Source organism: Aquibium sp. A9E412 (genome assembly GCF_030398335.1).
Taxonomy (GTDB): Bacteria; Pseudomonadota; Alphaproteobacteria; order Rhizobiales; family Rhizobiaceae; genus A9E412.
In genome coordinates this window covers 1-25,171 of sequence record NZ_JAOAOP010000028.1, presented here as the reverse complement: position 1 = coordinate 25,171, position 25,171 = coordinate 1, and the positions used below count along the sequence as shown (strand labels likewise).

Genomic DNA, 25,171 nt, shown 5'->3' with positions numbered 1-25,171 from the left:
GCCGCGTTCCGGTGGCGGGATCGCGCGCCTGGTGTGCAGCGGCCGCCACGAAGACAAGCATCGAAAGGAAGGGGCATGACGGACATTGGCAGCAAGGGCGCGCGCCGTGCGGGCGGACTGACCCGGCGCGGCGCGCTCAAGGGCATGGGCGCGGCCGCCGGTCTGGCGCTCGGGCCGGGCTTCGTGCGCTACGCGCAGGCGCAGTCCTCCGAGCCGATCCGCATCGGTTTCCAGGCCCACCGCACCGGCATCGGCGCGGCCTATGGCCGCTGGTACGAGCGCGTCACCGAGGCCGCCGTCGCCCGCATCAACGAGGAGGGCGGCATCAACGGCCGCCCCGTCGAGATCGTCGTCGAGGACGACGGCACCGATCCCGCGCGCGGCGCCGAGGTGGTCGAGAAGTTCGCCAACCAGCACAAGACGGACATCGTCTACGGCACGCTGTTCTCGCATGTGGTGACCGGCTCGGCGCCGGCCGCCGGCGAGCTGAAGATGCCCTATTACGTCGTGTCGGAAGGCTACCACGTCGCCTCCGGCCGGCTGAACCGCTGGGTCGTGCAGCCGGGCATCACCGACGTGCGCTCGCAGGTCACCTCCGTGGCGCCGTGGATCTCCGGCAACCTCGGCAAGAAGGTGACGATGATCTATCCCGACTACGCCTTCGGCCACGATCACCGCGACTTCTTCGAGCCGGCGATCGCCGCGCAGGGCGGCGAGGTGATCGCCAAGGTGCCGATCCCGCCGACCGAGAGCTCGTTCACCCGCTACTTCCCGCAGATCCCCTCCGAGACCGAGGTCATCTACCACGTCATGGTGGGCCCCGCGGTGCTGACCTTCGTCAAGGAGATGGGCGACTTCTTCGGCTCCGGCGGACCGGCGCTCTTCGGCTTCATCGATTCGCTCGAGGCCGTGGCGCTGTCGAGCCCGGGGCTCGAGTTCCTCGAGGGCAGCCACTTCTGGGAGGGCATGGCGCGCTACGCCCAGCCCGACATGCCGGACTACGAGCGCGCCTATCGCGAGGCCGTCGGCATCGACGACAGCGGCGCCAGTCTCGACGATCCCAAGGACGTGTCGACGGCGGCCCATATGTTCGGCTGCTGGGAGACGCTCTACGTCATCAAGGCGGCGATGGAGATGGCCGACTACAAGGGGCCGGACGACCGCGCCAAGGTGATCGAGGCGACCGAGGCGATGAGCGGCTTCGACGCCGGCATCAACCACCCGCAGGGCGCCAAGCGCTTCAACGGCAAGCTGCACCAGTGCTTCGGCCACCAGAACATCTCGCTGGTCGAGAACAGCGCCCTCAAGGTCGTCCACCGCACCTCGATCGAGGACGGGCTCTACGAGCCGGAGGCCGACTACACCGCGCAGCCCTTCTGATCCGGCGGCTGCCGCGTCCTCCGTCCGGCGGCGCATGCCGCGGGCGGCGGGCGCGGCGCCGGCCTGCCGACGCCCGCCTTAATGTCCTTCGGACCGCACCTTCTCCTGGCCACGCTGGAAGGCCTCGTCACGTCGGCGGTGCTGGCGCTGATGGCGCTCGGCCTGTCGCTGGTGTTCGGCGTCATGCGGGTGGTCAACGTCGCGCATGGCGAGTTCTTCATGCTCGGCGCCGTCGTCGCCTGGTGGGTCGCCAGCATCGTCGGCGGCCACCCGGCGGTCGGCTTCCTCGCCGCGCTCGTCGTCAGCCCGCTGGTGGTCGCCGCGGTCGCCTTCGCCGCCGAGCGCCTGGTGCTGCGCCGGCTGTCCTACGAGCCGGAGGCGACCATCGTCGCCACCATCGGCCTGCTCTACATCATCCAGCAGCTCGCGCTGACCTTCTACGGCCCCGAGGCGCGGCCGGTCGAGGCGCCGTTCTCGATCCGCGTCACGCTGCCCTGGTTCGGCTATTCCGGCTACAAGCTGTTCGTCATCGCCGTCGCCGCGCTGCTCGTGGTGGCCACCTGGCTGATGCTCACGCGCACCCGCGCCGGCCTTCTCATGCGCGCCACCCAGTACGACCGCGAGACCGCGCAGGCTTTCGCCATTCCCGTCGACCGCGTCTATGCCGGCGTCTTCGCGCTCGGCGCCGGGCTCGCCGCCATCGCCGCCGTGCTCATCGTGCCGATCCAGCAGGCGCACTACCTGATGGGCCTCGACCCGCTGCTGCTGTCCTTCATCGTCGTCATCATCGGCGGCCTCGGCTCGCTGCGCGGCACGGTGCTCGCCGCGGTGCTGATCGGCCTGTCGGACGGCATCATCTCGGTGTTCTTCTCGCCGACGCTCGCCAAGATGCTGGCCACGCTGCTCGTCGCGCTGGTGCTCGTCTTCCGGCCGCAGGGCCTGTTCGGGACGGCGCCGCGATGAGGACCGACGGGCTCGCCCGCATCGTCGCGCTGCACCTCGGCCTGGTGCTGCTGCTGCTGGCGCTCAACTGGCTGCTGCCGGAGTACCACCGCGGCGTCTTCTCGCGCATCCTGGTGCTCGCCGTCTTCGCCATGGGCTACAACGTGATGTTCGGCTACACCGGACTGCTCAGCCTCGGCCACGCGATGTTCTTCGCCGCCGGGCTCTACGGCGCCGGGCTCACCGTCTACCATCTCGGCTGGCCGGCGCCGGCCGGCTTCGCCGCCGGCCTGGCGGCCGGCTTGGCGCTGGCGCTCGCCGTCGGCGTGCTGGCGCTCAGGACGACCGGCGTCGCCTTCATGATCGTGACGCTGATGTTCGCCCAGGTGATCTACCTGCTGACCCTCTACTTCACCACCTACACGCGCGGCGAGGAGGGGCTGGTGCTGGCACCGGAGGACCGCTTCATCGCCCTGCCGGGCGCCGTGCTCGACCCGACCGACCCGTCGACGCGCTACCTGCTGGCGCTGGCGCTGTTCGCCGCGGCGTTGGCCGCCACCGTGGCGATCGTGCGCGCGCCGTTCGGCCGCACGCTGGTGGCGATCCGCGAGAACGAGGAGCGCATGCGCATGCTGGGCTATGACGTGTTCGCCAACAAGCTCGCCGCCGTGGCGGTCTCCGGCGTGCTGTGCGCGGCCGCCGGCGCGGCCTATGCGCTGCTGTTCGGCTATGTCGGCGCCGGCTTCGCCTCGATCCAGTATTCGATCCTGCCGCTGCTGTGGGTGCTGCTCGGCGGCGCGGCGACGACGCTCGGACCGATCGTCGGCACGCTGGCGATGTTCTACGTCGTCGACGTCACCTCGGGCTACACCTCGGCCTATCTGCTGGTCGTCGGCCTCGCCCTCATCCTGCTCATCCTCTACTTCCCGCGCGGGCTGGTCGGCACGCTGCGCGAGCGGTGGCTGCCATGGCTGCCGTGACGCCTTTGCTGTCGACGCGCGGCCTGTCGCGCAGCTTCGGTGGCCTGCGCGCCGTCGACGAGGTCGACTTCGACCTGCCGGCCGGCGAGATCCGCGCCATCATCGGCCCCAACGGCGCCGGCAAGACCACATTCGTCGGGCTGATCTGCGGCCGCCTGGCGCCGTCGGCCGGCCGCGTCGTCTTCGACGGGCGCGACATCACCGGCATGCCGGCGCACCGGCGCGTGCGCGCCGGCATCGCCTACACCTTCCAGATCACCAGCGTCTTCGCCCGCCTTTCCGCCTTCGACAACGTGGCGCTGTCGGTGCAGCGCAGGCTGCTCGACGCCGGCGCCGGCCGGCCGGGCCGCGCCCGGCTCGAGGCCGGCGTCGACCGGGCGCTCGCCCGCGTCGGCCTTGCCGGCCACGCCGCCACCCTGGCCGGCAACCTGTCCTATGGCCACCAGCGGCTTCTCGAAGTGGCCATGGGCCTGGCGCTCGAGCCGCGGCTGCTGATCCTCGACGAGCCGACGCAGGGCCTGTCCGACGGCGAGATCGCCGCCTTCATCGCCCTGGTGCGCGAGATCGCCGAGGATGCCACGGTGCTCTTGATCGAGCACAACATGCATGTCGTCATGGAGCTCGCCGGCCGCATCACCGTGATGGAGTCCGGCCGCATCCTGGCCGAGGGCGAGCCGGCGGCGATCCGCGCCGATCCCGCCGTGCAGCAGGCCTATCTGGGGGGCTGAGGCGATGGCGGCCGCACTCGAACTCGATCGGATCAACTGCTTCTACGGCAACGTCCAGGTGCTGCACGACGTCTCGCTGACGCTGCGCCAGGGCGAAGTGCTGTGCCTGCTCGGCCGCAACGGCGCCGGCAAGACGACCGCGCTCAAGGCGATCATGGGGCTGGTGCCGGTGCGCTCCGGCACGATCCGCCTCGGCGCGGTCGAGCTGACGGCGCTGCCCGCCCACGCCGTGCCGGCCGCCGGCGTCGCCTATGTGCCGCAGGGCCGGCGCCTGTTCGCCGAGCTCACCGTGGCCGAGAACCTCGAGATCGGCCTGATGGCGCGCGGCAAGGGGCGCGCCGTGCGCGACGCGGTGCTGGCGCTGTTTCCCGTGCTGCGCGAGCGGCTGCGCCAGGTCTCGGGCACCCTGTCGGGCGGCGAGCAGCAGATGCTGGCGATGGCCCGCGCGCTGTGCCTGGAGCCGCAGGTGCTCCTGCTCGACGAGCCGACCGAGGGGCTGATGCCGGCGATGATCGCGCGCATCCGCGAGACGGTGGCCGGATTGAGCGCGCGCGGCGTGTCGACCGTCCTGGTCGAGCAGCGCGTCGACGCCGTGCTGCCGGTGGCCGACCGCGTCGCCTTCATCGAGAACGGCCGCAACCGCGAGACGCTCGACGTCGAGCGGCTGCGCGCCGACCCCGACCTGGTGCACCGCTACGTCGGCGTCGGCTGAGCGCAGCGGCCTCAGGCCAGCGTGACGCCCGCCTCCTCCATGCGCGCCGTCATCGCCGCCAGCGAGCCGCCGAGGTCGATCGCCCGGCAGCCCTCCATCACCACCGTCGCCGCGAAGCCGGCGCGCACCGCGTCGAGCGCCGAATAGGCGACGCAGAAATCCGTCGCCAGCCCGGCCAGCGTCAGCCGCCCGATGCCGCGCTCGCGCAGATAGCCGGCGAGCCCGGTCGGCGTCTCGTGGTCGTTCTCGAAGAAGGCGGAGTAGCTGTCGACCTCGGGCCGGAAGCCCTTGCGGATGACGAGCTCGGCCTTGGTCCATTCGAGCCCGTCGTGGAACGCCGCCCCGCGCGTGCCCTGCACGCAGTGATCCGGCCACAGCGTCTGCTCGCCATAGGCCATCGCCACCGTGTCGAAGGGCTGCCGGCCGGGATGGCTCGAGGCGAAGCTGGAATGGCCGGCCGGATGCCAGTCCTGCGTCAGGATGACGTGGTCGAAGCGGCCGATCAGGCCGTTGATCACCGGCACGACGGCATCGCCGTCCGCGACCGCCAGCGCGCCGCCGGGGCAGAAATCATACTGCACGTCGATCACCAGCAGGGCCTCTCGGCTCATCGCGTCCTCCATCGGCTGCGCCACGGTCCGTCCTGTCGTCCGCGCCGGCGGCGCATGGCCCGGCGTTCGGGGCGGAATCGCGCGCAACGTGGCCCGAAGCGGACGGCTTTGACAAGCCGCCCGCCGCTGATATCATTTGCATACGAATGAAATTCGGGCCGCGGGAGGCAGGGTGAGCCGGGTGCCGCGCTACGCCAGACCGTCCACCGTCGCCGAGGCGCTCGCGCTGCTCGCCGACGGGCGCTGGCGGTGTCTGGCCGGCGGCACCGACGTCTATCCGGCGCTCGGCGACCGGCCGCTCGCCGACGACGTGCTCGACCTCAACGACCTCGAAGCCCTGTGCGGCATCGCCGAGAGCGACGGCGACATCGTCATCGGCGCGCGCACCACCTGGAGCGCGCTGCTCGCCGCCGACCTGCCGCCGGCCTTCGACGCGCTCCGGCAGGCCGCCCGCGAGGTCGGCTCGGTGCAGATCCAGAACGCCGGCACGGTCGCCGGCAACCTGTGCAACGCCTCGCCGGCCGCCGACGGCGTGCCGCCGCTGCTGGCGCTCGATGCCGCCGTGGAGCTCGCCTCGCAGGCCGGCACGCGGCGGCTGCCGCTCGCCGATTTCCTGCGCGGCAACCGCGAGACCGCGCTGGCCGGCGACGAGCTGATGGTCGCGGTGCGCGTGCCGAAGGCGGCGGCGCGCGGCCGCTCCGCCTTCCTCAAGCTCGGCGCGCGGCGCTATCTCGTCATCGCGATCGCCATGGTCGCGGCCCGCCTCACGCTCGACGGCGCCGGCCGCATCGCCGAGGCGGCGATCGCCGTCGGCGCCTGTTCGCCGGTGGCGCGGCGGCTGGCGAGGCTGGAGACCGCGCTCGCCGGCCGCACCGCCGGCGCCGACAGCGACGCCGCCGTCGCCGCCCATCCCTTCGACGAGCTGGCGCCGATCGACGACGTGCGCGGCACGGCCGACTACCGCCGCGCCGCCGTGCGCGAGATCGTCGCCCGCGCCGTGCGCCTGGCCGGCGCGCCGCGCGATGCGGGTAAGGCCGCATGAGCCACGCGCCCGCGCCCATCGCCTTCGAGCTCAACGGTCGCGCCGTGACGGTCGAGGCCGCGCCTGCCGCACGGCTGTCGGCGGTGCTGCGCGGGCCGCTCGGCCTGACCGGCACCAAGGTCGGCTGCGACGCCGGCGACTGCGGCGCCTGCTCGGTGCTCGTCGACGGTGCGGTGCTGTGCGCCTGCCTGGTGCCGGCCCGGCAGGCGGCCGGCCGCCGCGTGACCACCGTGGAGGGGCTGTCGAACGGCGCGGTCTCGGCGCTGCAGGCCTCTTTCCTGCGGCACGGCGCGGCACAGTGCGGCATCTGCACGCCCGGCCTGCTGGTCGCCGCGACCGCGCTTCTGGCGCGCACGCCGCAGCCGGACGAGGCCGCGGTGGCCGACGCGCTGGGCGGCGTCCTGTGCCGCTGCACCGGCTACCGCAAGATCGTCGCCGCGGTGATGAACGCCAACGCGACCGCCGTCGACGCCGCCACCCTGCCGGCCGGCGGCGCGGTCGGCGCCTCGCCGCTGCGCCTCGATGGCCTGGCCAAGGTGCTGGGCAGCGAGCGCTTCGGCGCCGACGGCTGGCCGGCCGACGCGCTGGCCGTGCGCGTGGTGCGCGCGCCGCACTGGCACGCCCGCTTCCGCTTCGGCGATCTGCAAGCCTGGCGCGCCGCGCATCCCGGCATCGCCGCCGTCTTCACCGCCGCCGACATTCCCGGCCGCAACCGCTTCGGCGTCATCGCCGCCTTCGCCGACCAGCCGGCGCTCGCCGAGGACCGCGTGCGCTTCCGCGGCGAGGCGGTGGCGCTGGTCGCCGGTGCGCCGCAGGCCGTCGCCGCCTTCGATCCGGCCGGCTTTCCCGTCGACTGGGAGCCGCTGCCGCACGGCCTGACGCCCGACGCGATGCCGCCCGATGGCGCGCCGCTGCACGCCGGGCGCCCCGACGACGTGCTGGTGAACGGCCGCGTCGTGTGCGGCGACGCGCAGGCCGCGATCGCCGGCGCGGCGGTGCGCGTGTCGGGATCGCTCGACACCGCCTATGTCGAGCACGCCTATATCGAGCCCGAGGCGGGCGTCGCGCACATGGACGGCGACACGCTGGTGATCGCCGCCTGCACCCAGGCGCCGGCGATGGACCGCGAGGAGACGGCGGCCGTGCTCGGCCTGCCCGTCGAGCGGGTGCGCATCGTGCCGACGGCCGCCGGCGGCGGCTTCGGCTCCAAGCTCGACCTGTCGCTGCAGCCGCTGATCGGGCTCGTCGCGCTGAAGACCGGCCGGCCGGCCGCGCTCGCCTTCAGCCGCGCCGAATCGATGGCCGCGACGACCAAGCGGCACCCGGCGCGCATGACGGCGACCATCGCCGCCGATGCCGACGGCCGCATCGCCGGCATGCTGTTCGACGGCACCTTCAACACCGGCGCCTATGCGAGCTGGGGGCCGACGGTCGCCAACCGCGTGCCGGTGCACGCCTCCGGCCCCTACCGCACGCCCGCCTACCGGGCGACGGCGCGCGCGGTGCACACCAACGGGCCGGTCGCCGGCGCCTTCCGCGGCTTCGGCGTGCCGCAGGCGACCATGCTGCAGGAGACGCTCTACGACGCGCTGGCGGACGCCCTCGGCATCGACCGGCTGGCCCTGCGCCGGCGCAACGCGCTGCGCGACGGCGACGCGACGACCTGCGGCCAGGTGCTCGCCGGCGTCGGCATCGACGCCTGCCTCGCCGCGCTCGAGCCGCACTGGAGCCGCGCCAACGCCGAAGCGGCCGCCCGCAACGCGGCCGGCCCGGTGGTGCGGCGCGGCGTCGGCATCGCCTCCTGCTGGTACGGCTGCGGCAACACCGCGCTGCCCAACCCCTCGACGATCCGCATCGGCATCGCCGCCGACGGCACGGTCCGCCTGCACCAGGGCGCCGTCGACATCGGCCAGGGCGCCAACACGGTGATCGCGCAGATCGCCGCCGACGCGCTCGGCCTGCCGCTCGCCGCCATCCGCCTGGTCGGCGCCGACACCGCGCTGACGCCCGACGCCGGCAAGACCTCGGCCTCGCGCCAGACCTTCATCACCGGCCGCGCCGCCGAGCGCGCCGGCCGCGCGCTGCGCGAGACCGTGCTGCGCTACGCCAACGTCTCCGACGGTGCCGCGCTGGCGCTCGACGGCGCGACGCTCGTCCTGCGCGAGGGCGAGGCCGTGCGGCGGCTGGCGCTCGGCGACCTGCCGGCCGACGGGACCGGGCTGGTGTTCTGCGCCGAGGAGACCTACGACCCACCGACCACCGCGCTCGACGCCGACGGCCAGGGCCGGCCCTACGCCGTCTACGGCTACGGCGCGCAGCTCGTCGAGCTCGACGTCGACACCCGGCTCGGCACGGTGCGGCCGGTCCGGGTGACGGCGGCGCACGACGTCGGCCGCGCCATCAACCCGCTGCTCGCCGAAGGCCAGATCGAGGGCGGCATCGCGCAGGGGATCGGCATGGCGCTGATGGAGGAATACGTGCCCGGCCGCACCGAGAACCTGCACGACTACCTGATCCCGACCATCGGCGACGTGCCGCCGGTCGAGACGATCCTGATCGAGGTGCCGGACCCGGAAGGCCCGTTCGGCGCCAAGGGGCTGGGCGAGCACGTGCTGATCCCCACCGCGCCGGCCATCCTCAACGCCATCCGCGACGCCACCGGCGCCGCCGTCACCACCCTGCCGGCGACGCCCGCCCGGGTGCTGGCGGCGATCCGCGCCGTCGGAGACGAGCGATGAGCGAGCTGTCGGAACGCTTCGAGCCCGGGACCGGCGGCGCGCGCGAGGCCGGCGGCAAGCTGCGCTGCGACGCCTGCCCGGTGATGTGCTACATCGCCGAGGGCCGCACCGGCGCCTGCGACCGCTACGGCAATTTCGGCGGCCGCATTGTGCGCACCGATCCCGTCCTCGTGCTCGAGCACGCCCGCGAGGCCGGCGAGGCGCTGGTCTCCTTCGCCGCCGACGAGACGCCGTGGGACGGCTCGCCGGTCGCCCCGGCGCGCCGCTTCGTCAGCGCCATCGGCGCCGGCACCACCTATCCCGACTACAAGCCCGCCCCCTTCGTCGTCGCCCAGGAGGTCGAGGGCGTCGACCTGGTGACGGTCGTCACCGAGGGCATCTTCTCCTATTGCGGCGTCAAGGTGAAGATCGACACCGACCGCCATCTCGGCCCCGAGACGGCGACCGTGCGCGCCGGCGGCGAGCCGGTCGGCCACGTGACGACGGCCGAATACGGCTCGCAGATGCTGTCGCTCGGCGGCGTGCGGCATCTGACCGGCGGCTCCAAGGCGGAAGGCCGCGCCACATGCGCGACGCTGCTGGCGCTGTGCAACAAGCAACCGGTCGAGCTCGCCGTCGACGGCGGCTCGACCGTCGTCGTGGAGGCCGGCGCCGCGCCGCTGATCGACGGCCGCCGCGAGGCGCGCATGCGGGTCGGCTGCGGCTCGGCCACCATCGGCATGTTCGCCGCCCAGTGGCACGGCCTGGTCGACGAGGTGGTGGTGGTCGACGACCACATCACCGGCGTCGTGTCGGAGCACCAGGCCGGCAAGGTGCTCGGCTGGCCCGACACCGGCATCAGGATCCGCGGCCGCCGCTCGACGCCCGGCCGCTACTTCCGGGTCTCCGAGCCGGGGCTCGGCTGGGGCGGCACGACGCTCGCCGACCCGCTCGACATCCTCGGCCCGTTCGACGCCAGGAAGGGGGCGCGGCCCGGCCTGTCGCTGCTGATGGTCTCGACCACCGGCGAGGAATACGCCTATTACGAGCTCGACGCGGCACTGCAGCCGGTCGAGAAGCCGTTTCCCGAGCGGTTGCGGACATCGGTCGCGCGGATCGACGAGAACTGCGAGCCGGCGCTGTGCTCGGTGCTGTTCATGGCCGGCGCCGGCGGCTCGCTGCGCGCCGGCGTGACGCAGAACCCGGTCGCGCTGACGCGCTCGGTGCAGGGCCTGGAGACCTATGTCACCTGCGGCGGCGCGCCGGTCCATGTCTGGCCGGGCGGCGGCATCACGCTGATGGTCGACGTGACGCGCATGCCCGACAACGCCTTCGGCTCGGTGCCGACGCCGGCGCTGGTGGCGCCGATCGAGTTCACGCTGCGGCGCGACGCCTATCTCGGCCTGGGCGGCCATGCCGGCGCCATCCGCAACCTCGACGACGTGCTGGCGGCCGGCGGCGAGTACCACAACCCGCGCCGCCCGGCCGCCGCCCCGCGCGGCAACCCGTGGCCGCCGGCGCGCGCGCTCGGCCCCGGCGCCGGTACGAAGGGCGGGCGATGAGCGGTCCCGAGATCGTTCCCCTGGCCGACGGCCGGCGGCTGCGCATGCGGCACGGCCCGATCGACCTCGTCGTCGAGGCCTTCGGCGCGCCGCGCGAGCGCGCGGCCGCCCACGACCAGGCGGCGGCCCGCTTTGCCGGCCTGCTCGCCGAGCTGGTCGCCGAGCTGCCGGCGCTGCGCCGCCCGGCCGAAGACCCGCCGCGCCGCTTCGCCGGCCCGGTGGCGGCGCGCATGGAAGCGGCCGCCGCCGCGCACCGTCCGGTGTTCGCCACGCCGATGGCCGCCGTCGCCGGCGCCGTCGCCGACGCAGTGCTCGCCGCCATGGTCGCCGGCCGGCGGCTCGACCGCGCCTATGTCAACAATGGCGGCGACGTCGCGCTCCACCTCGCGCCGGGCACGCAGATCGACGCCGCCATCGCCGGCACCGGCCACGGCTTCGCCGACCGCGTGCGCATTGCCGCGGCCGAGCCGGTGCGCGGGCTGGCCACCAGCGGCTGGCGCGGCCGCTCGCTCTCGCTCGGCATCGCCGACGCCGTCACCGTGCTGGCGGCGAGCGCCGCGCAGGCCGACGTCGCCGCGACGCTGATCGCCAACGCCGTCGACCTGCCCGGCCACCCGGCGATCGTCCGCCTGCCGGCGACACGGATCGACCCCGACAGCGACCTCGGCGACCGCCCGGTGACGCGGGCCGTCGGCCCGCTGCCGCGCGCCGCCGTCGCCGCGGCGCTGGCGCGCGGCCTGGCCGCGGCCGAGGCCTGCCGCCGGCGCGGCCTGATCGTCGCCGCCGCGCTGTTTCTCGCCGGCGAAAGCCGCCTGTGCGGCGCGCCGGCCTTCTCCGTGCCGCCGGCCGCCGGCCGGCCCCGCGCCCGCCGGGCGCTCGAAAGGACCTGACGATGCCCGATTTCGCCCTCCGCAAGACCGCCCTGCTCATCGAGGAGATCCGCCACGAGGGCGGGCCGCCGCCGGCGCAGCCGCGTCGCCGCGCCGCCGCCATGGCGCTGGTCGCCAACCCCTTCGCCGGGCGCCACGTCGCCGAGCTCGAAAGCGCGATGGACGCCCTCAAGCCGCTCGGACTGGCGCTCGCCGACCGGCTGATCGCCGCGCTCGGCGGCGATCCGGCGGCGATCGACGGCTACGGCAAGGGCGCCATCGTCGGCACCGCCGGCGAGCTCGAGCACGGCGCGCTGTGGCACGTTCCGGGCGGCTACGCGATGCGCGAGCGGCTCGGCGACGCCCGCGCCATCGTGCCCTCGGCCAAGAAGGTCGGCGGCTTCGGCGCCCGGCTTGACGTGCCGCTCGGCCACATCAACGCCGCCTATGTGCGCAGCCATTTCGACGCCATGGAGGTCGGCCTCGCCGACGGTCCGCGGCCCGACGAGATCGTCTTCTGCCTCGCCATGGCCTGCGGGCCGCGCGTGCACGCGCGCATGGGCGGGCTGGCCGCCGCCGACGTGCGCGGCGAGGACGGGCTGCGATGAGCGCCATCGGCCTGAAGGCGAAGCTGCCGGCCGCCGCGCCGCGCATGGCGGCCGAGCCGCCCTACCGGCTGGAGCGCCAGGCCGGCTTCCTGCTGCGCAAGGCCAACCAGCGGCATCTGGCGATCTTCGCCGCGGCGATCGACGAGCTGACGCCGCCGCAGTTCGCCGCGCTCGCCCGGCTGCACGCCGACGGGCCGACGGCGCAGAACCGCCTCGGCCAGCGCGTCGCGATGGACGCGGCGACCACCAAGGGCGTGATCGACCGGCTGAAGGCGCGCGGCCTGGTGGCGCTCGCCGCCCACCCGGACGACCGGCGCCAGCGCCTCGTCGCGCTGACCGAGGCCGGCCGCGCCACCGTCGAGCGGCTGCTGCCGGCCGCCCGCCGCATCACCGCTGAGACGCTCGCCCCGCTGACCGGGCGCGAGGCGGCGACGCTGCTGCGCCTGCTCGCCAAGCTGGCCGATGGCTGACCGGCCCGCGGCGCGGCCGGCGCCGGCCGGCATCCTGCCGAGCGTCGTGGAGGCGATCGGCGCGACGCCGCTCGTCGCGCTCGACCGGCTGACGGCGCGGCGCGGGCTCGACGGCCGCATCCTGGCCAAGCTCGACCACCTCAATCCGGGCTTTTCCAAGAAGGACCGCGCCGCCCGCGGCATCGTCGAGGCGGCGCGCGCCGACGGCACGCTGCGCCCCGGCCAGACCGTCGTCGAGCTGACCTCGGGCAACATGGGCACCGGGCTCGCCATCGTCTGCGCGGTGCGCGGCCATCCCTTCGTCGCCGTGATGTCGCGCGGCAACTCGCCGGAGCGCGCCCGCATGATGCGCGGGCTGGGCGCCGAGGTCGTGCTGGTCGACCAGGCGCCGGGCGGCCGGCCGGGCGCGGTGTCGGGCGCCGATCTGGCGCTCGTCGAGCGCGCCGCCGAGCGGCTGACGCAAGAGCGCGGCGCCTTCCGCGCCGACCAGTTCGTGCGCGACGGCAACTGGCGCGCCCACCACGCCACGACCGGACCGGAGATCTGGCAACAGAGCGGCGGCGGCCTCGACGGCTTCGTCGACTTCGTCGGCTCCGGCGGAACCTTTGCCGGCGTCACCCGCTATCTCAAGGCGCGCGATCCGGCGATCCGCTGCTTCGCGGTCGAGCCCGCCGGCGCGGCGGTGCTGGCCGGCGCGCCGGTCACCTGCCCCGGCCATCCGATCCAGGGCGGCGGCTACGCCCGCGCCGACCTCGCCTTCCTGGCCGACCTCGCCTATGACGGCACCGTGGCGGTGAGTGGCGACGCGGCGCGCCGGGCCGCCCGCGCGCTGGCCGCCGAGGAAGGCATCTTTGCCGGCTATTCGTCCGGCGCCAACGCCGCCGCAGCGCTCGACCTCTTGGCCGGGCCGATGCGCGGCGCGACGCTCGCCATCGTCATCGCCAACAGCGGCCTGAAATACCTGTCCACCGACCTGTGGCCGTGACCCGCGGCCCCGCGGCTCGGGCGACGAGGTGAAGGGCTCCCGCGCGGGCGCGAGAGAAACCGCCCTCGGCTCGTGCCGCGGCGGCCTCGGACGGCCGTGGCGACAGCCCGCTTCACCGCGGGTCGGCAACCTGCTATGGCCTTAAGGAAAGCGAGGCCTCATGCCGCGATGCCCGGCCTGCCTGTCGAGCGAGGACGACCCGGTCGAACGACGCGACCGGGTTCCCCTGCTGCAGAACGCCGTGGTGCCGACGCGCGAGGCCGCCCTCGCCTTTCCGACCGGCCGTCTCGACATGCGCGCCTGCCGGCGGTGCGGTTTTGTGTGGAATGCGGCCTTCGAGCCTGCGCGCATCGCCTATGACAGCACCTACGATAATTCCGTGCAGGCCTCGGCCGTTTACCGCGCCCATCAGGAGGCGATGGTGCGGCGCCTGCTCGACGTGCCCGGCCCGCTGCACGTGCTCGAGGTCGGCTGCGGCGCCGGCGAATTCCTGGCGATGCTGGACGCGTCCGGCCGGCTGGCCTCGGCCATCGGCTACGACCCCGCCTGGATCGGCCAGCGATCCTTCGGGCCGCACATCACCGTGCGGGCGGAGCCCTTCACGCCGGCGAGCGCCGCTGCGGTGCCGCCGCAGATCAATGTCGTGTGCTCTCGGCACACGATCGAGCACATCGCCGCGCCGCGCGGTTTCGTCAGCGCGATGGCCGAACTCGCCGTGCAGCGCGACATCCGCCTGTTTCTGGAGACCCCCGACGTCACCTGGATTCTCGAGAACGCCGCCTTCGAGGACCTCTTCTACGAGCACTGCTCGCTGTTCGCACCCGGCGCCATGCGCCGGCTGCTCGCCGCGTTCGGCCTTGCCGCCACCTGCTCGCCGGTTTATGGCGGCCAGTACATGTGGGTGGAGGCGACGCGCGGCCGCGCCGAGCCGGAGGCGGCCCCCGATCCCGGTCTGGTGAGCCGCTTCCGGGCGCGTGCCGCGGCCGAGCGCACGGCCTGGCAGGAGCGCGTGCGCGTGCTCGGCCGGCGTGGACCGGTCGCCATCTGGGGCGCGGCGTCGAAGGGGGTCACCTTCGCGCTGCTGACGCAGGGACTGGCGATGGCAATCGATCTCAACCGAGCCAAGCAGGGCGCTTTCCTGCCGGTCACGGCGCTGCCCATCGTCTCGCCGCAGGCCGCCCGTGATGCCGGCGTCGTCGCGGTCGTGGTCATGAACCCCAACTACGAAACAGAGATCGCAGCCGACATGCAGCGCATGACCTGGCCGGCAGAGCTGATCAGCCTGCGCAGGCCGCCGCGCAGCATGGCCGACGATGCCGCTCGGACGCCGCGGCCGTGACCCGCTTCGCCGTTCACGACACCCCGCTCGAGGGGCTGAAGCTGATCGAGCGGCGGCGCCACGGCGATGCGCGCGGCTTCTTCGCCCGCCTGTTCTGCGCCGACGAACTGGCCGCGCTGTGGCCGCGCGGCCCCGTGGCGCAGATCAATCAGTCCTTCACCGCCGAGGCGGGCACCGTGCGCGGCCTCCACTTCCAGACCGGACCGCAGGCGGAGACCAAGCTCGTCTCCTGCCTGGCCGGCGCCGTGTTCGACGTGGCCGTCGACGTGCGGCCGGATTCGCCAACCTATCTCGCCTGGCACGGCGAGCGGCTGAGCGCGGACAACATGCGCTCGCTGCTCATCCCGCCCGGCTTCGCGCACGGCTTCCAGACGCTGACGGAGGACTGCACGCTCGTCTATCTGCACGACCGTCCCCACGCGCCCGCCTCGGAAGCCGGCCTGAACCCGCTCGATCCCAGGCTCGCCGTCGACTGGCCGCTGCCGGTCGCCCGGCTTTCGGAGCGCGACCGCGGCTTCGCGATGCTGTAGAAGCCGTCGGTGCGCCGCGATTCGCCGCGCCGCGAACCGGCAGAAGGTGATGACAGCCGCGGAGACAGTGCCTTGACCCCTCTCGCCGTCACCGGAGCCTCCGGCTTTCTCGGCCGGCACGTGCTGGCCGCGCTCGACGCGCGTGCGGTCGCCGCGGTGGCGCAGGCGCGCCGGCCCGTGCAGGAGCAAGCGCCGGCGCATCGCCGCTGGACGCGATTTGACATGAGCCTCGACCCGGCCGAGGCCTATGCGCGGCTCGGCCGGCCGCAGGTGGTCGTGCATCTGGCCTGGGAGGGGCTGCCCAACTACCTGTCGCTGCGCCATTTCGAGGTCGAGCTGCCGGCCCAGTACCGCTTTCTGTCCGGCCTCGTGGCGGCCGGCGTGCGGCGGCTCGTCGTTGCCGGTACCTGCTTCGAGTATGGCATGCGCAGCGGCCCGCTCGCCGAGACCCTCGAGCCGCAGCCGGCCAACCCCTACGGCTTCGCCAAGGACGCGCTGCGCCGCCAGCTCGGCTTTCTCGCCGCCGAGCGGCCGTTCGAGCTGCGCTGGCTGCGGCTGTTCTACCTCTACGGGCCCGGCCAGGCGCCCACGTCGCTCTTCGGCGCCTTTCAGGCCGCGCTGGCGCGCGGCGACGCGCAGTTCGACATGTCGGCGGGCGAGCAGCTGCGCGACTTCATGCCGGCCGAAGACGCCGGCGCGGCGATCGCGGCAGTGGCGCTCGCGGCGCAGGCGCCGGCCATCGTCAACGTGTGCTCGGGCCGGCCGCGCTCGGTGCGCGGCCTCGTCGAGGACTGGCGCGCCGCGGCCGGCTCCGCGATCGCGCTCAACCTGGGCGCGCGCGCCTATCCGTCCTACGAGCCTTTCGCCTTCTGGGGCGACGGCCGGCGGCTGGCGGCGCTTCAGGCGGCGCCCGACCTAGCAAGCAACGAGACCGGCGGGACCGCCCGTCCGGAAGGAAGGAACGATCATGTCTGACCATCGCCAGTTCCGCGAACGGGGAGCGGCGGAGATCGCCGCCCAGGGTCGCGACGACGACCTCGCCGCGCTGACCCGCGCCTGGTTTCTCGCCTCCTACCGGCACAACTACTCCTACCATTTCGACTGGCTCGGCCGGCCGCTCATCCAGTATCCGCAGGACATGGTCGCCATGCAGGAACTCATCTGGCAGGTCCGGCCCGACCTGATCGTGGAGACCGGCATCGCCCATGGTGGCTCGCTGATCCTCAGCGCCTCGATGCTGGCGCTGCTCGACTACGCGGATGCGGTCGAGCGGGGCGAGACGCTGGACCCGCGCAACCCGCGCCGCAAGGTGCTCGGCATCGACATCGACATCCGCCCGCACAACCGCGCCGCCATCGAAGCGCATCCGATGGCCGGGCGCATCGAGATGATCGAAGGCTCGAGCGTGGCGCCCGAGACCGTCGAGCGCGTGCGGGCAGCGGCGGCGCGCCTGGCGCAGGGGGGAACCGTGCTCGTGTGCCTCGATTCCAACCACACGCACGCGCACGTGCTGGCCGAGCTCGAGGCCTACGCGCCGCTGGTCACGCCGGGCAGCTACTGCGTGGTGTTCGACACGGTGGTGGAGGATTTGCCGGCCGGCTACTTCACCGACCGGCCCTGGGACCGCGGCGACAATCCCAAGACCGCCGTGCATGCGTTCCTGGAGGCGAACGAGGATTTCGAGATCGACCGCGCCATCGAGCGCAAGCTGCAGATCACGACGGCGCCGGACGGCTATCTGCGGCGCCGCTGAGGCCGCCGTCAGATCCGGCCGAGCGCCGAGCGGAGGCCGTCCCGCAGCGCCGCGCCTCGAGGTCTGCGGCCAGCAGCTCGCTCATGTTGCGCGCCCCGGTGTAGCGGCCGGCGTTCAACGCGGGAACGACCGCGCCGAGCCGCGCGCGAAGCCCGGCCTTGAAGCGCTTGGCCAGACGGCGCCGCGCGCCGGCCGCGACGTTGATGCGGCTTCGTGCGAACGCGCGCTGGCCGGGCAGCTTGTCGCGGCGATACCGGTCGAGCGCGTCGATGTAGGCCTGGCTCAGCGTGCCTTCGCGCTCCAGATCGCGTGCGAAGCCGACGCAGCTCCGGAAGAAGGCACGCGCGTCGATGGCCGGGAAATCCGCGCTGGCGCCGAGCGAACGCACATAGTCGTACTCGCGCAGGATCACGTTCGGCAGCACGTCGACATCGTGCGGAATCGGCCCGTGGGCGAGGATGGCATCCTGCCCGGAAAGCTTCTGCAGGAAATCCGTCTTCTCGGCGTTCACGTTGCCCGTCTTGAAGGCGCGCCCGTTGCTGCGCGCCTCGCCCTGCGTGACGATCAGCGGAACCTCGACCGCGAGATAGCGCATCTCGACCGACAAGAACCGGAACATGAAGCCGTAGTCGGGCGAGATCCCGTCGAACAGCGAGCCGTACCGCGCCGCGATCCGGTCGAGTACGTCATGCCGAACGAACGAGTTCAGCATGCGCGGATTGTCCTTCCTGAGATCGCCTCGGGAGAACGCGGCGATCTGGTCTGCCGTCGCGCGGTCCGTTGCCACGACGGGCCCCGGCGCGAGCTTGGCGCGGAGCCAACCGACGGATTCGATCGTCGGAGCCGCGCGGTAGCACACCGCCGCCGCCTCGTCGGCCAGCAGGATGTCGCGCAGCTCCTCGAGCGCGAAGAGCCGCAACGCCATGCGGTCGGTCAACACGCCGCGATAGCGACCGCGCGCCTGGCCCAGCGCCCATTCCCAATGCGCGGTCATCGACAGATCGTCGGGCGCGCGCACGAGGCGAAAACGTGCGTCGTCGCGCGCGAAGGCCAGCGCGGCTACGGTCCTGTCGGCGTTCGCCGCGTCGGAATTGTCGGAAACCACGACCTCGACGTCGCCGAACGTCTGCTGCAGGACGCTGCGCACGGCGTCGGGCACGAGCTCCGGCCGGTTGCGCGTCGGTATGACGACGGTAAAGAACGGCGCGGTGCGCATTGGCTAGGCCGGCTCCCGGAGCGGTGATGTGCGATCGACCGCCGAAAGGCGGCGTTCCGCCTTCCATTGCCACCGCATGTCGGTTGCAATCAAGCTGGAAATGCTCCACCCATGCCGCACCCTGACCGGTCGCCGGCACCGCGTCCGCCGCATGCGGGCCGGTCCGGTCGAAACACGCAGTGAGGCCCATGAAGGTCGTCATTCTCGCCGGCGGCTACGGCACCCGCATCTCCGAGGAAAGCCATCTCAGGCCGAAGCCGATGATCGAGATCGGCGGCCGGCCGATCCTCTGGCACATCATGAAGATCTTCAGCCACCACGGCTATACCGAGTTCGTGATCTGCCTCGGCTACCGCGGCTACATGATCAAGGAGTACTTCGCGAACTACGTCCTGCACTCCTCCGACGTCACCATCGACCTGGCGACCGGCGAGACGGCGTTCCACGCCAGCAAGGCCGAGCCCTGGCGCGTCACCCTGGTCGACACCGGCGCCGACTCGCTGACCGGCGGCCGCCTCAAGCGCGTCGCCGCCCATCTCGACGACCGCTTCTTCCTCACCTACGGCGACGGCGTGGCCGACATCGACATCGCCGCGCTCGCCGCCTTCCATGCCCGGCACGGCCGCGAGGCGACGGTCACCAGCGTCGTGCCACCTGGTCGCTACGGAGCGCTGTCGCTCGACGGCGCCCGGGTCAGCAGCTTCATCGAGAAGCCGGCCGGCGACAACGCGCGCATCAACGGCGGCTTCTTCGTGCTCGAGCGCGCGGTGCTCGAGCGCATCGCCGGCGACGCCGTGCCTTTCGAGGGCGCGCCGCTCGAGGCGCTGGCCGCCGACGGCGAGCTGATGGCCTACCCGCATGACGGCTTCTGGCAACCGATGGACACGATGCGCGACAAGAACCAGCTCGAGGCCCTGTGGCAGGCCGGTCGCGCGCCGTGGAAGGTCTGGACATGACCCCCAGACCCGATCCGGGCTTCTGGCGCGGCCGCCGCGTGCTCGTCACCGGCCACACCGGCTTCAAGGGAACCTGGGCGCGGCTGTGGCTGGCCGGCATGGGTGCCGAGGTCCACGGCCTCTCCCTGCCGCCGGACAGCGAGCCGGCGCTGCATGCGCTCGTCGGCCCGCAGGGTCTGGCCGGCGAGCACTTGGCCGACATCCGCGACGCGGCGGCCGTCGCGCGCGCCGTCCGCGCGGCCGATCCGCAGATCGTGCTGCACATGGCCGCCCAGGCGCTGGTGCGCCGCGGCCATGCCGCTCCGGGCGACACGTTCGACGTCAACGTCACCGGCACGGTGCGGCTGCTCGAGGCGCTGCGCGACGTCGCGCGGCTGCAGGCCGTCCTCGTCGTGACGACCGACAAGGTCTACCGCAACGACGAGAGCGGCCGCCCCTTCAGCGAGGACGATCCGCTCGGCGGTCTCGATCCCTATTCGGCCTCCAAGGCCGCCTGCGAACTGGCGACCGCAGCACTCGCCGCCGGCGCCTTCGCGCCGCGCGGCGTGCCGGTGGCCACCGCGCGCGGCGGCAACGTGATCGGCGGCGGCGACTTCGCGAGCGACCGGCTGGTCCCCGACATCGTGCGAGCGGCGGACGCCGGCCTGCCGCCGTCGATCCGCAATCCCGCCGCCACGCGCCCCTGGCAGCACGTGCTCGACTGCCTGGCCGGCTATTTCCGTTATCTGGAGGCCTTGGCCGGCGACGCGGCGGCGCCGGCGGCGCTCAATTTCGGACCGCCTGCCGACGAGCGGCAACGCGCGGTCCGCGAGGTGGCCGAGGCGATGCTGGTCGCGCTCGGCCGCGATCCGCATTGGCACGGCGGCACCGCCGCCGACGCGCCACGCGAGATGGCCGCACTCGCCCTCGACCCGGCGCTCGCCGCGGCGACGCTCGGCTGGCGGGCGCGCCTCGACCAGACGGAGGCGATCGCGTGGACGGCGCGCTGGTACGACGGCTGGCGGCGAGGCGCCGATCCGGCCGAACTGACGCGCGCGCAGATCGCGCGCTTCACGGAGGCCTGAACGATGGCGCCCCGCTGCCGCTTCTGCGCGACCCCGCTCGCCACGGTGATGGCCGATCTCGGCGCCACGCCGGTCGCCAACGCCTTTCTGGAGCCCGATGCCGCGGCAATCGCCGCCGAGCGGTGCTATCCGCTCAAGGTGATGGTCTGTCACGCATGCTTCCTCGCCCAGACCACCGAGACCGTGCCGCCGGAGGCGATCTTCACCGGCGACTATGCCTATCTGTCGTCCTATTCGACGAGCTGGCTCGACCATGCCCGGCGCTATGCCGAGGCGATGACGGAGCGCTTTGGTCTGGGACCGGCATCGCAGGTCGTGGAGATCGCCTCCAACGACGGCTATTTGCTGCAGTATTTCGCCGCCCGCGACATACCGGTGCTCGGCGTCGAGCCCGCCGCCAACGCCGCGGCGATCGCCGAGACGCGCGCCGTGCCGACGCGCGTCGCCTTCTTCGACCGGGCGGAGGCGGAAAGGCTTGCCGCGGAGGGTTTATCGGCCGATCTGATGGCCGCCAACAACGTGCTCGCCCACGTGCCCGACATCGCCGGCTTCGTCGCCGGCTTCGCGGCGCTGCTCAAGCCGGCAGGCGTTGCGACCTTCGAGTTCCCGCACCTCATGCGGCTGATCGCCGGCCTGCAGTTCGACACCATCTACCACGAGCACTATGCCTATCTGTCGCTGCTGGCGGTCGAGCGCGTCTTCGCCGCCGGCGGACTGGCGGTCTTCGACGTCGAGGAGCTCGCCACGCATGGCGGTTCGCTGCGCGTCTTCGCACAGCGCGTCGGCGGGCCGCATGCGCAGACGCCGACCGTGACGCGGCTGCGCGCCGCGGAGGAGGCCGCCGGTCTGGCGGACATGGCGACCTACAGCGCCTTCAACGCGCGGATCGCGAGCGTGTGCGAGGGGTTCCGCGCCTTCCTCGCCGAGGCGCGCGGCGCGGGCCGGACGCTGGCCGCCTACGGCGCGGCTGCCAAGGGCAACACCTTCCTCAATGTCTGCGGCGTGACGCGCGACGACATCGCTTTTGCGGTCGACCGCAATCCCGTCAAGCAGGGCCGCCTGCTGCCGGGCAGCCACATTCCGGTGCGTGCGCCCGAGGCGCTGGACGCGAGCGCCCCGGACTTCGTGGTCATCCTGCCCTGGAACCTGGCCGAGGAGATTCGCGCCGCCAACCGCACGGTCGAAACGCGCGGCGGCCGCTTCGTCGTCGCCATACCGCAGACGCGGCTCCTGTGACGGCCGGGCACGGCAGCCGCGCGCAACCGGGAGCGGCGGCGCCCGCGGTGGCCGAGGTCGAGCTGACGCTGGTCGCCGGGCGGCGGCCGGCGCTGCTAGAGCGCACGCTGGCGAGCTTCGCGGACAGGCTGTTTCCCGCCCTTGCGATCACCCGTGCGCTGGTCAACATCGACCCGATCTTCGGCGACGCGGCCGACCACGACCGCTGCCGTGCCATCCTGCGGGCCCATTTCGAGGACCTCGTCGTCTTCGAGCCCGAGACGGCAGGCTTCGGCGCCGCCGTCAAGCGGCTCTGGCAGGCGACGCGGGCGCCCTACGTGCTGCATCTGGAAGACGACTGGGTGGCGCTGGAGCGCATCGACCGGTCCGTGCTCGCCCCCTTCGCCGACCCGCGCATCCGCCAGGTCTCGCTGCACACCGCCGACCAGAACTGGGACGTGCGCCGCAAGGGCCACCTGCACCGCCGCCGCGTGTATGTCCGGCTCGCCGGCTGGAAGACGCCCTTCTTCCGCTGGCGCGGCAAGTTCACCACTGCGCCGTCGATCCTCGAGGGCGGCTTCGCCCGGCGCGCGGCGGCGCTCATGGACCCTGCGCTCGACCCGGAAAAGCAGTTCTTCTCCGGTCACAACCCTAAGCTCGAAGCCGCGACGGCCGGCTTCCGCCATCACATCTTCTCGCCCGACGGCACGCCGGTGATCCGCGACACCGGCCGCGACTGGCGCATCGAACGCGGTATCGACAAGCGCACGGTCGACGGCGCCTCCGTGTGGACGCGCCGCGACTGACGGCCCTCGCGCGGCTCAGTCCGTCGGCATGACGTGGATCTCGCGCACGGTGGCGTGCGCCGGCTGCTCGAGCGCGAACAGCACGGCGCGGGCGATGTCCTGCGGCTGCAGCTTGTCGGGCTTGGCCTCGTCGAAGAACGGGGTGTCGACCATGCCCGGCGAGATCACCGTGCAGCGGCCGCCCCATTCGCGCATCTCGTCGGCCATGTTGCCGCCGTAGCCGTGCACGAACCACTTGCTGGCGCCGTAGATCGAGCCGGGCAGATGGCGCCGGCCTGCGGCCGAGCCGGTCAGGAGGAGGTGGCCGCGCGTCGCGCGCAGATGCGGCAGCGCGGCGCGCGCGGTGAACAAGAGCCCCATGATGTTGATGTCGACCATGCGGCGCCACTCGTCGGGATCGCCCGCCTCGGTGCCGGGCGTCGACAGCCCGGTGCCGGCATTGGCGAAGGCCGCCTCGAGGCTGCCGAAGCGCTCGACCAGGCGGCCGATGGCGGCCTCCTGTTCGGCGAGGTCGGTGGCGTCGCCCGGCAGCGCCAGCGCCGCCGCGCCGAGCTCGCCGGCGAGCGCGTCCAGCCGCTCGCGGCTGCGCGCGAACAGGCCGACATTCCAGCCCGCGGCGACGGCCTCGCGCGCCGTGGCCGCGCCGATGCCCGAGGATGCGCCGGTGATGAACAGCGTTTTCGACATGCCTTCTCCCGTCTGCTGGCGGCATGGCGGCAGCACCGCCATGCGCGTTGCGGTGCGGCAGAAGCTAGCGCCCTGCCGGGCGCGATCAATCGCCGGCCGCGCCGGCCGAGGCCGGCGGCGGGCTCAGCCCTCGACGTCGAGCAGGCCGTAGATCTGGCGCACATAGGCGCCGAAGCGCGCCTCGGTCTTCATCGACAGGACGCGCGGGTGCGGCAGCTCGATCGGGAAGTAGGCGGCCATGCGCGCCGGCCCCGAGGTCAGCACCGCGCAGCGGGTGCCGAGAAACACCGCCTCCTGGATGCTGTGCGTGACGAACAGCACGGTCTTCCGCGATTCCGTCCAGATGCGGTGCAGCTCGAGGTTCATCTTCTCGCGCGTCAGCGCGTCGAGCGCGCCGAACGGCTCGTCCATCAGCACGATCTTGGGGTCGTGCACGAGGGCGCGGGCGATCGCCGCGCGCTGCTGCATGCCGCCCGACAGCTCGTAGGGATAGACGCGCTCGAAGCCGCGCAGGCCGACCATGGCGAGCAGGTCCCGCGCCCGCTCGCGCGATTCGCGCAGCGGCAGGCCGAGGATCTCGGCCGGCAGCAGCACGTTGTCGATGATGCGCCGCCACTTCAGGAGCAGCGCCTGCTGAAACACCATGCCGACGTCGCGGCTGCGATCGACCGAGGCGCCCGAGCCGCCCACCTCGACCGTGCCCGCGTCGGCCTGGATCAGGTCGGCGACGATCTTCAGAACCGTCGTCTTGCCGCAGCCCGACGGCCCGACGAGCGAGACGAAGTCGCCCTCGGCGATCGTCATGGTGACATCGGAGACGGCCAGCGTCTCCTTGTCGCGCGTGCGATAGGTCTTGCTGACGCCCGCGAGACGGATGATGGGAGTGTCGGTCATGGGCGCCTCAGGCAAGCCAGCGGTCGAGGTTCTCGGCGACGAAGGCGTCGTCGGTGAGATGCGGGTAGGCGCGGCTGACGCGGGTCAGCTCCTCGGCCTGGCCGGGGCTCAGGCCCTCGTCCGGATCGAGGCACCAGGTGCCTTCGAGCAGGCCCTGGCGGCGCAGCACCTCGTGGCAGCCGGCGATGCAGCCGCGGAAGCCGTTGGCGACGTCGAACACGGCGCCGTTGCAGTCGGTCACCTGCGCGTCGAGCGCCAGGAGGTCGGCGTCGACGCCGCCGGCCTCTGCCGCCGCCCGGCAGCGCTCCAGCAGGCCGACGGCCGCGCGCGTCCACACCGACCAGTGGCCGAGCAGTCCGCCGCGGATGCGCAGCGTGACGGGCACGCCGTCGCGCTCGACCGCGAACGGCGTCACGAGGTCGAGCACGATGTGGTCGTCATTGCCGGTGTAGAGCGTGATGCGGTCCTCCGCCCGCGCCGCCGCCACGCCGCGGATGACGTCGAGCGTGGCGTAGCGGTTGAACGGCGCGATCTTGATCGCGATCACGTTGTCGATGGCGGCGAAGCGGCGCCAGAACTCGAACGGCAGCCGCATGCCGCCGACCGAGGGCTGCAGGTAGAAGCCGACCAGCGGCATCTCCTCGGCGACCGCCGCGCAGTGCGCGACGATCTCCTCCAGGCTCGCCGTCTTCAGCGCCGCGAGGCTGAGCAGCCCGCAATGGTAGCCGAGCGCGCGCGCCGTGCGCGCCTCCTCGACCGCCTGCGCGGTCGGGCCGACGAGGCCGGCGACCTTGACCACCGGCCGGTCGCTCCACGCCGCGGCGGTCTCGGCCGCGATCTCCAGCACCGGGGCGTAGAGCCCGGCCTCGCGGATGGCGAACTGGGTGGTGTGGACGCCGACGGCGAGCCCGCCCGCCCCGGCGTCGAGATAGTAGCGCGCCAGCGCGCGCTGGCGCCGGCGGTCGAGCCGGCGCCCGGCGTCGAGCGCCAGCGGATGCGCGGGGATCGCGGTTCCTTCCGCGATCAGGCTGCGGATCGCGACGGGCAGCTCAGTGCGGTGCAGTCCCATCTGGGCTCCTTTATCCGAGTTCGGGGCCGGCGGCGG

The 25,171-nt window shown here is 73.2% G+C and carries 25 protein-coding genes; 20 read left to right on the top strand and 5 right to left on the bottom strand.

Annotated elements, in window-relative coordinates:
- Window positions 1–75: 75 nt before the first annotated feature.
- The 5 genes from N1F89_RS11840 (at window position 76) to N1F89_RS11820 (ending at window position 4,742) form a co-directional block, all read left to right on the top strand.
- On the top strand, window positions 76–1,380 hold the full coding sequence (locus N1F89_RS11840) for an ABC transporter substrate-binding protein (RefSeq protein ID WP_290084298.1): 1,305 nt from the start codon (window positions 76–78) through the stop codon (window positions 1,378–1,380).
- 81 nt (window positions 1,381–1,461) lie between these two features.
- Window positions 1,462–2,343, top strand: coding sequence for a branched-chain amino acid ABC transporter permease (locus tag N1F89_RS11835; protein ID WP_290084297.1), 882 nt, complete (start codon window positions 1,462–1,464; stop codon window positions 2,341–2,343).
- A complete protein-coding gene (locus tag N1F89_RS11830; protein ID WP_290084296.1) occupies window positions 2,340–3,302 on the top strand; it encodes a branched-chain amino acid ABC transporter permease in 963 nt (320 codons plus the stop codon). Before N1F89_RS11835 ends, N1F89_RS11830 begins: the two co-directional genes overlap by 4 nt.
- Entirely contained in the window at window positions 3,299–4,030 is a 732-nt protein-coding gene (locus N1F89_RS11825) for an ABC transporter ATP-binding protein (protein ID WP_290084314.1), read from the top strand. The genes N1F89_RS11830 and N1F89_RS11825 overlap by 4 nt, the downstream gene beginning before the upstream one ends.
- A gap of 4 nt (window positions 4,031–4,034) precedes the next feature.
- Entirely contained in the window at window positions 4,035–4,742 is a 708-nt protein-coding gene (locus N1F89_RS11820; RefSeq protein WP_290084295.1) for an ABC transporter ATP-binding protein, read from the top strand.
- An 11-nt stretch (window positions 4,743–4,753) separates the two neighbouring features.
- On the opposite strand, the gene pncA is transcribed toward N1F89_RS11820, so the two are convergent.
- Entirely contained in the window at window positions 4,754–5,353 is a 600-nt protein-coding gene (pncA, locus tag N1F89_RS11815; RefSeq protein WP_290084294.1) for a bifunctional nicotinamidase/pyrazinamidase, read from the bottom strand.
- Window positions 5,354–5,534: 181 nt separating this feature from the next.
- On the opposite strand from pncA, the gene N1F89_RS11810 reads away from it, so the two are divergent.
- From N1F89_RS11810 to N1F89_RS11760, 11 genes are all read left to right on the top strand, one after another.
- Complete coding sequence (locus N1F89_RS11810; RefSeq protein ID WP_290084313.1) at window positions 5,535–6,395, top strand: FAD binding domain-containing protein; 861 nt, start codon at window positions 5,535–5,537, stop codon at window positions 6,393–6,395.
- Complete coding sequence (locus N1F89_RS11805) at window positions 6,392–9,133, top strand: molybdopterin-dependent oxidoreductase (protein ID WP_290084293.1); 2,742 nt, start codon at window positions 6,392–6,394, stop codon at window positions 9,131–9,133. Before N1F89_RS11810 ends, N1F89_RS11805 begins: the two co-directional genes overlap by 4 nt.
- Window positions 9,130–10,674, top strand: a complete 1,545-nt coding sequence (locus N1F89_RS11800; RefSeq protein ID WP_290084292.1) for a 6-hydroxynicotinate reductase — start codon at window positions 9,130–9,132, stop codon at window positions 10,672–10,674. The genes N1F89_RS11805 and N1F89_RS11800 overlap by 4 nt, the downstream gene beginning before the upstream one ends.
- Complete coding sequence (locus N1F89_RS11795; RefSeq protein ID WP_290084291.1) at window positions 10,671–11,564, top strand: UPF0280 family protein; 894 nt, start codon at window positions 10,671–10,673, stop codon at window positions 11,562–11,564. Before N1F89_RS11800 ends, N1F89_RS11795 begins: the two co-directional genes overlap by 4 nt.
- 2 nt (window positions 11,565–11,566) lie before the next feature.
- Complete coding sequence (locus N1F89_RS11790; RefSeq protein ID WP_290084290.1) at window positions 11,567–12,151, top strand: amino acid synthesis family protein; 585 nt, start codon at window positions 11,567–11,569, stop codon at window positions 12,149–12,151.
- A 44-nt stretch (window positions 12,152–12,195) separates the two neighbouring features.
- Window positions 12,196–12,621, top strand: coding sequence for a MarR family transcriptional regulator (locus N1F89_RS11785; protein ID WP_290084312.1), 426 nt, complete (start codon window positions 12,196–12,198; stop codon window positions 12,619–12,621).
- Window positions 12,614–13,606 (top strand): cysteine synthase family protein, encoded by a 993-nt coding sequence (locus tag N1F89_RS11780; protein WP_290084289.1) that lies wholly within the window; start codon window positions 12,614–12,616, stop codon window positions 13,604–13,606. The genes N1F89_RS11785 and N1F89_RS11780 overlap by 8 nt, the downstream gene beginning before the upstream one ends.
- A 160-nt stretch (window positions 13,607–13,766) precedes the next feature.
- Window positions 13,767–14,945 carry a class I SAM-dependent methyltransferase gene (locus N1F89_RS11775; protein ID WP_290084288.1) on the top strand — a complete coding sequence of 393 codons (1,179 nt, stop codon included), beginning with the start codon at window positions 13,767–13,769 and terminating at the stop codon, window positions 14,943–14,945.
- Window positions 14,942–15,475, top strand: a complete 534-nt coding sequence (locus N1F89_RS11770) for a dTDP-4-dehydrorhamnose 3,5-epimerase family protein (RefSeq protein WP_290084287.1) — start codon at window positions 14,942–14,944, stop codon at window positions 15,473–15,475. The genes N1F89_RS11775 and N1F89_RS11770 overlap by 4 nt, the downstream gene beginning before the upstream one ends.
- 72 nt (window positions 15,476–15,547) lie before the next feature.
- Entirely contained in the window at window positions 15,548–16,450 is a 903-nt protein-coding gene (locus N1F89_RS11765) for an NAD-dependent epimerase/dehydratase family protein (protein ID WP_290084286.1), read from the top strand.
- Window positions 16,443–17,228: a cephalosporin hydroxylase family protein gene (locus N1F89_RS11760; protein WP_290084285.1), complete on the top strand. Its 786-nt coding sequence runs from the start codon at window positions 16,443–16,445 to the stop codon at window positions 17,226–17,228. The genes N1F89_RS11765 and N1F89_RS11760 overlap by 8 nt, the downstream gene beginning before the upstream one ends.
- Here the strand turns inward: N1F89_RS11760 and N1F89_RS11755 are convergent.
- Window positions 17,191–18,444 carry a glycosyltransferase family A protein gene (locus tag N1F89_RS11755; RefSeq protein WP_290084284.1) on the bottom strand — a complete coding sequence of 418 codons (1,254 nt, stop codon included), beginning with the start codon at window positions 18,442–18,444 and terminating at the stop codon, window positions 17,191–17,193. The two genes, N1F89_RS11760 and N1F89_RS11755, sit on opposite strands and share 38 nt — an antisense overlap.
- A 188-nt stretch (window positions 18,445–18,632) precedes the next feature.
- Between N1F89_RS11755 and rfbF the strand changes: the two genes are divergently transcribed.
- From rfbF to N1F89_RS11735, 4 genes are read left to right on the top strand one after another with little or no spacing between them, the layout of a single operon-like run.
- Window positions 18,633–19,400, top strand: coding sequence for a glucose-1-phosphate cytidylyltransferase (gene rfbF / locus N1F89_RS11750; protein WP_290084283.1), 768 nt, complete (start codon window positions 18,633–18,635; stop codon window positions 19,398–19,400).
- Complete coding sequence (gene rfbG / locus N1F89_RS11745) at window positions 19,397–20,464, top strand: CDP-glucose 4,6-dehydratase (RefSeq protein ID WP_290084282.1); 1,068 nt, start codon at window positions 19,397–19,399, stop codon at window positions 20,462–20,464. Before rfbF ends, rfbG begins: the two co-directional genes overlap by 4 nt.
- 3 nt (window positions 20,465–20,467) lie before the next feature.
- Entirely contained in the window at window positions 20,468–21,700 is a 1,233-nt protein-coding gene (locus tag N1F89_RS11740) for a class I SAM-dependent methyltransferase (protein ID WP_290084281.1), read from the top strand.
- Between the two features lie 47 nt (window positions 21,701–21,747).
- A complete protein-coding gene (locus N1F89_RS11735) occupies window positions 21,748–22,485 on the top strand; it encodes a hypothetical protein (RefSeq protein ID WP_290084280.1) in 738 nt (245 codons plus the stop codon).
- A gap of 15 nt (window positions 22,486–22,500) precedes the next feature.
- Here the strand turns inward: N1F89_RS11735 and N1F89_RS11730 are convergent, their stop codons facing one another.
- From N1F89_RS11730 to N1F89_RS11720, 3 genes are all read right to left on the bottom strand, one after another.
- Complete coding sequence (locus tag N1F89_RS11730) at window positions 22,501–23,172, bottom strand: SDR family oxidoreductase (RefSeq protein WP_290084279.1); 672 nt, start codon at window positions 23,170–23,172, stop codon at window positions 22,501–22,503.
- 123 nt (window positions 23,173–23,295) lie between these two features.
- On the bottom strand, window positions 23,296–24,066 hold the full coding sequence (locus N1F89_RS11725; protein ID WP_290084278.1) for an ABC transporter ATP-binding protein: 771 nt from the start codon (window positions 24,064–24,066) through the stop codon (window positions 23,296–23,298).
- Window positions 24,067–24,073: 7 nt separating this feature from the next.
- Window positions 24,074–25,129: a dihydrodipicolinate synthase family protein gene (locus N1F89_RS11720; RefSeq protein ID WP_354670322.1), complete on the bottom strand. Its 1,056-nt coding sequence runs from the start codon at window positions 25,127–25,129 to the stop codon at window positions 24,074–24,076.
- Window positions 25,130–25,171: the final 42 nt, after the last annotated feature.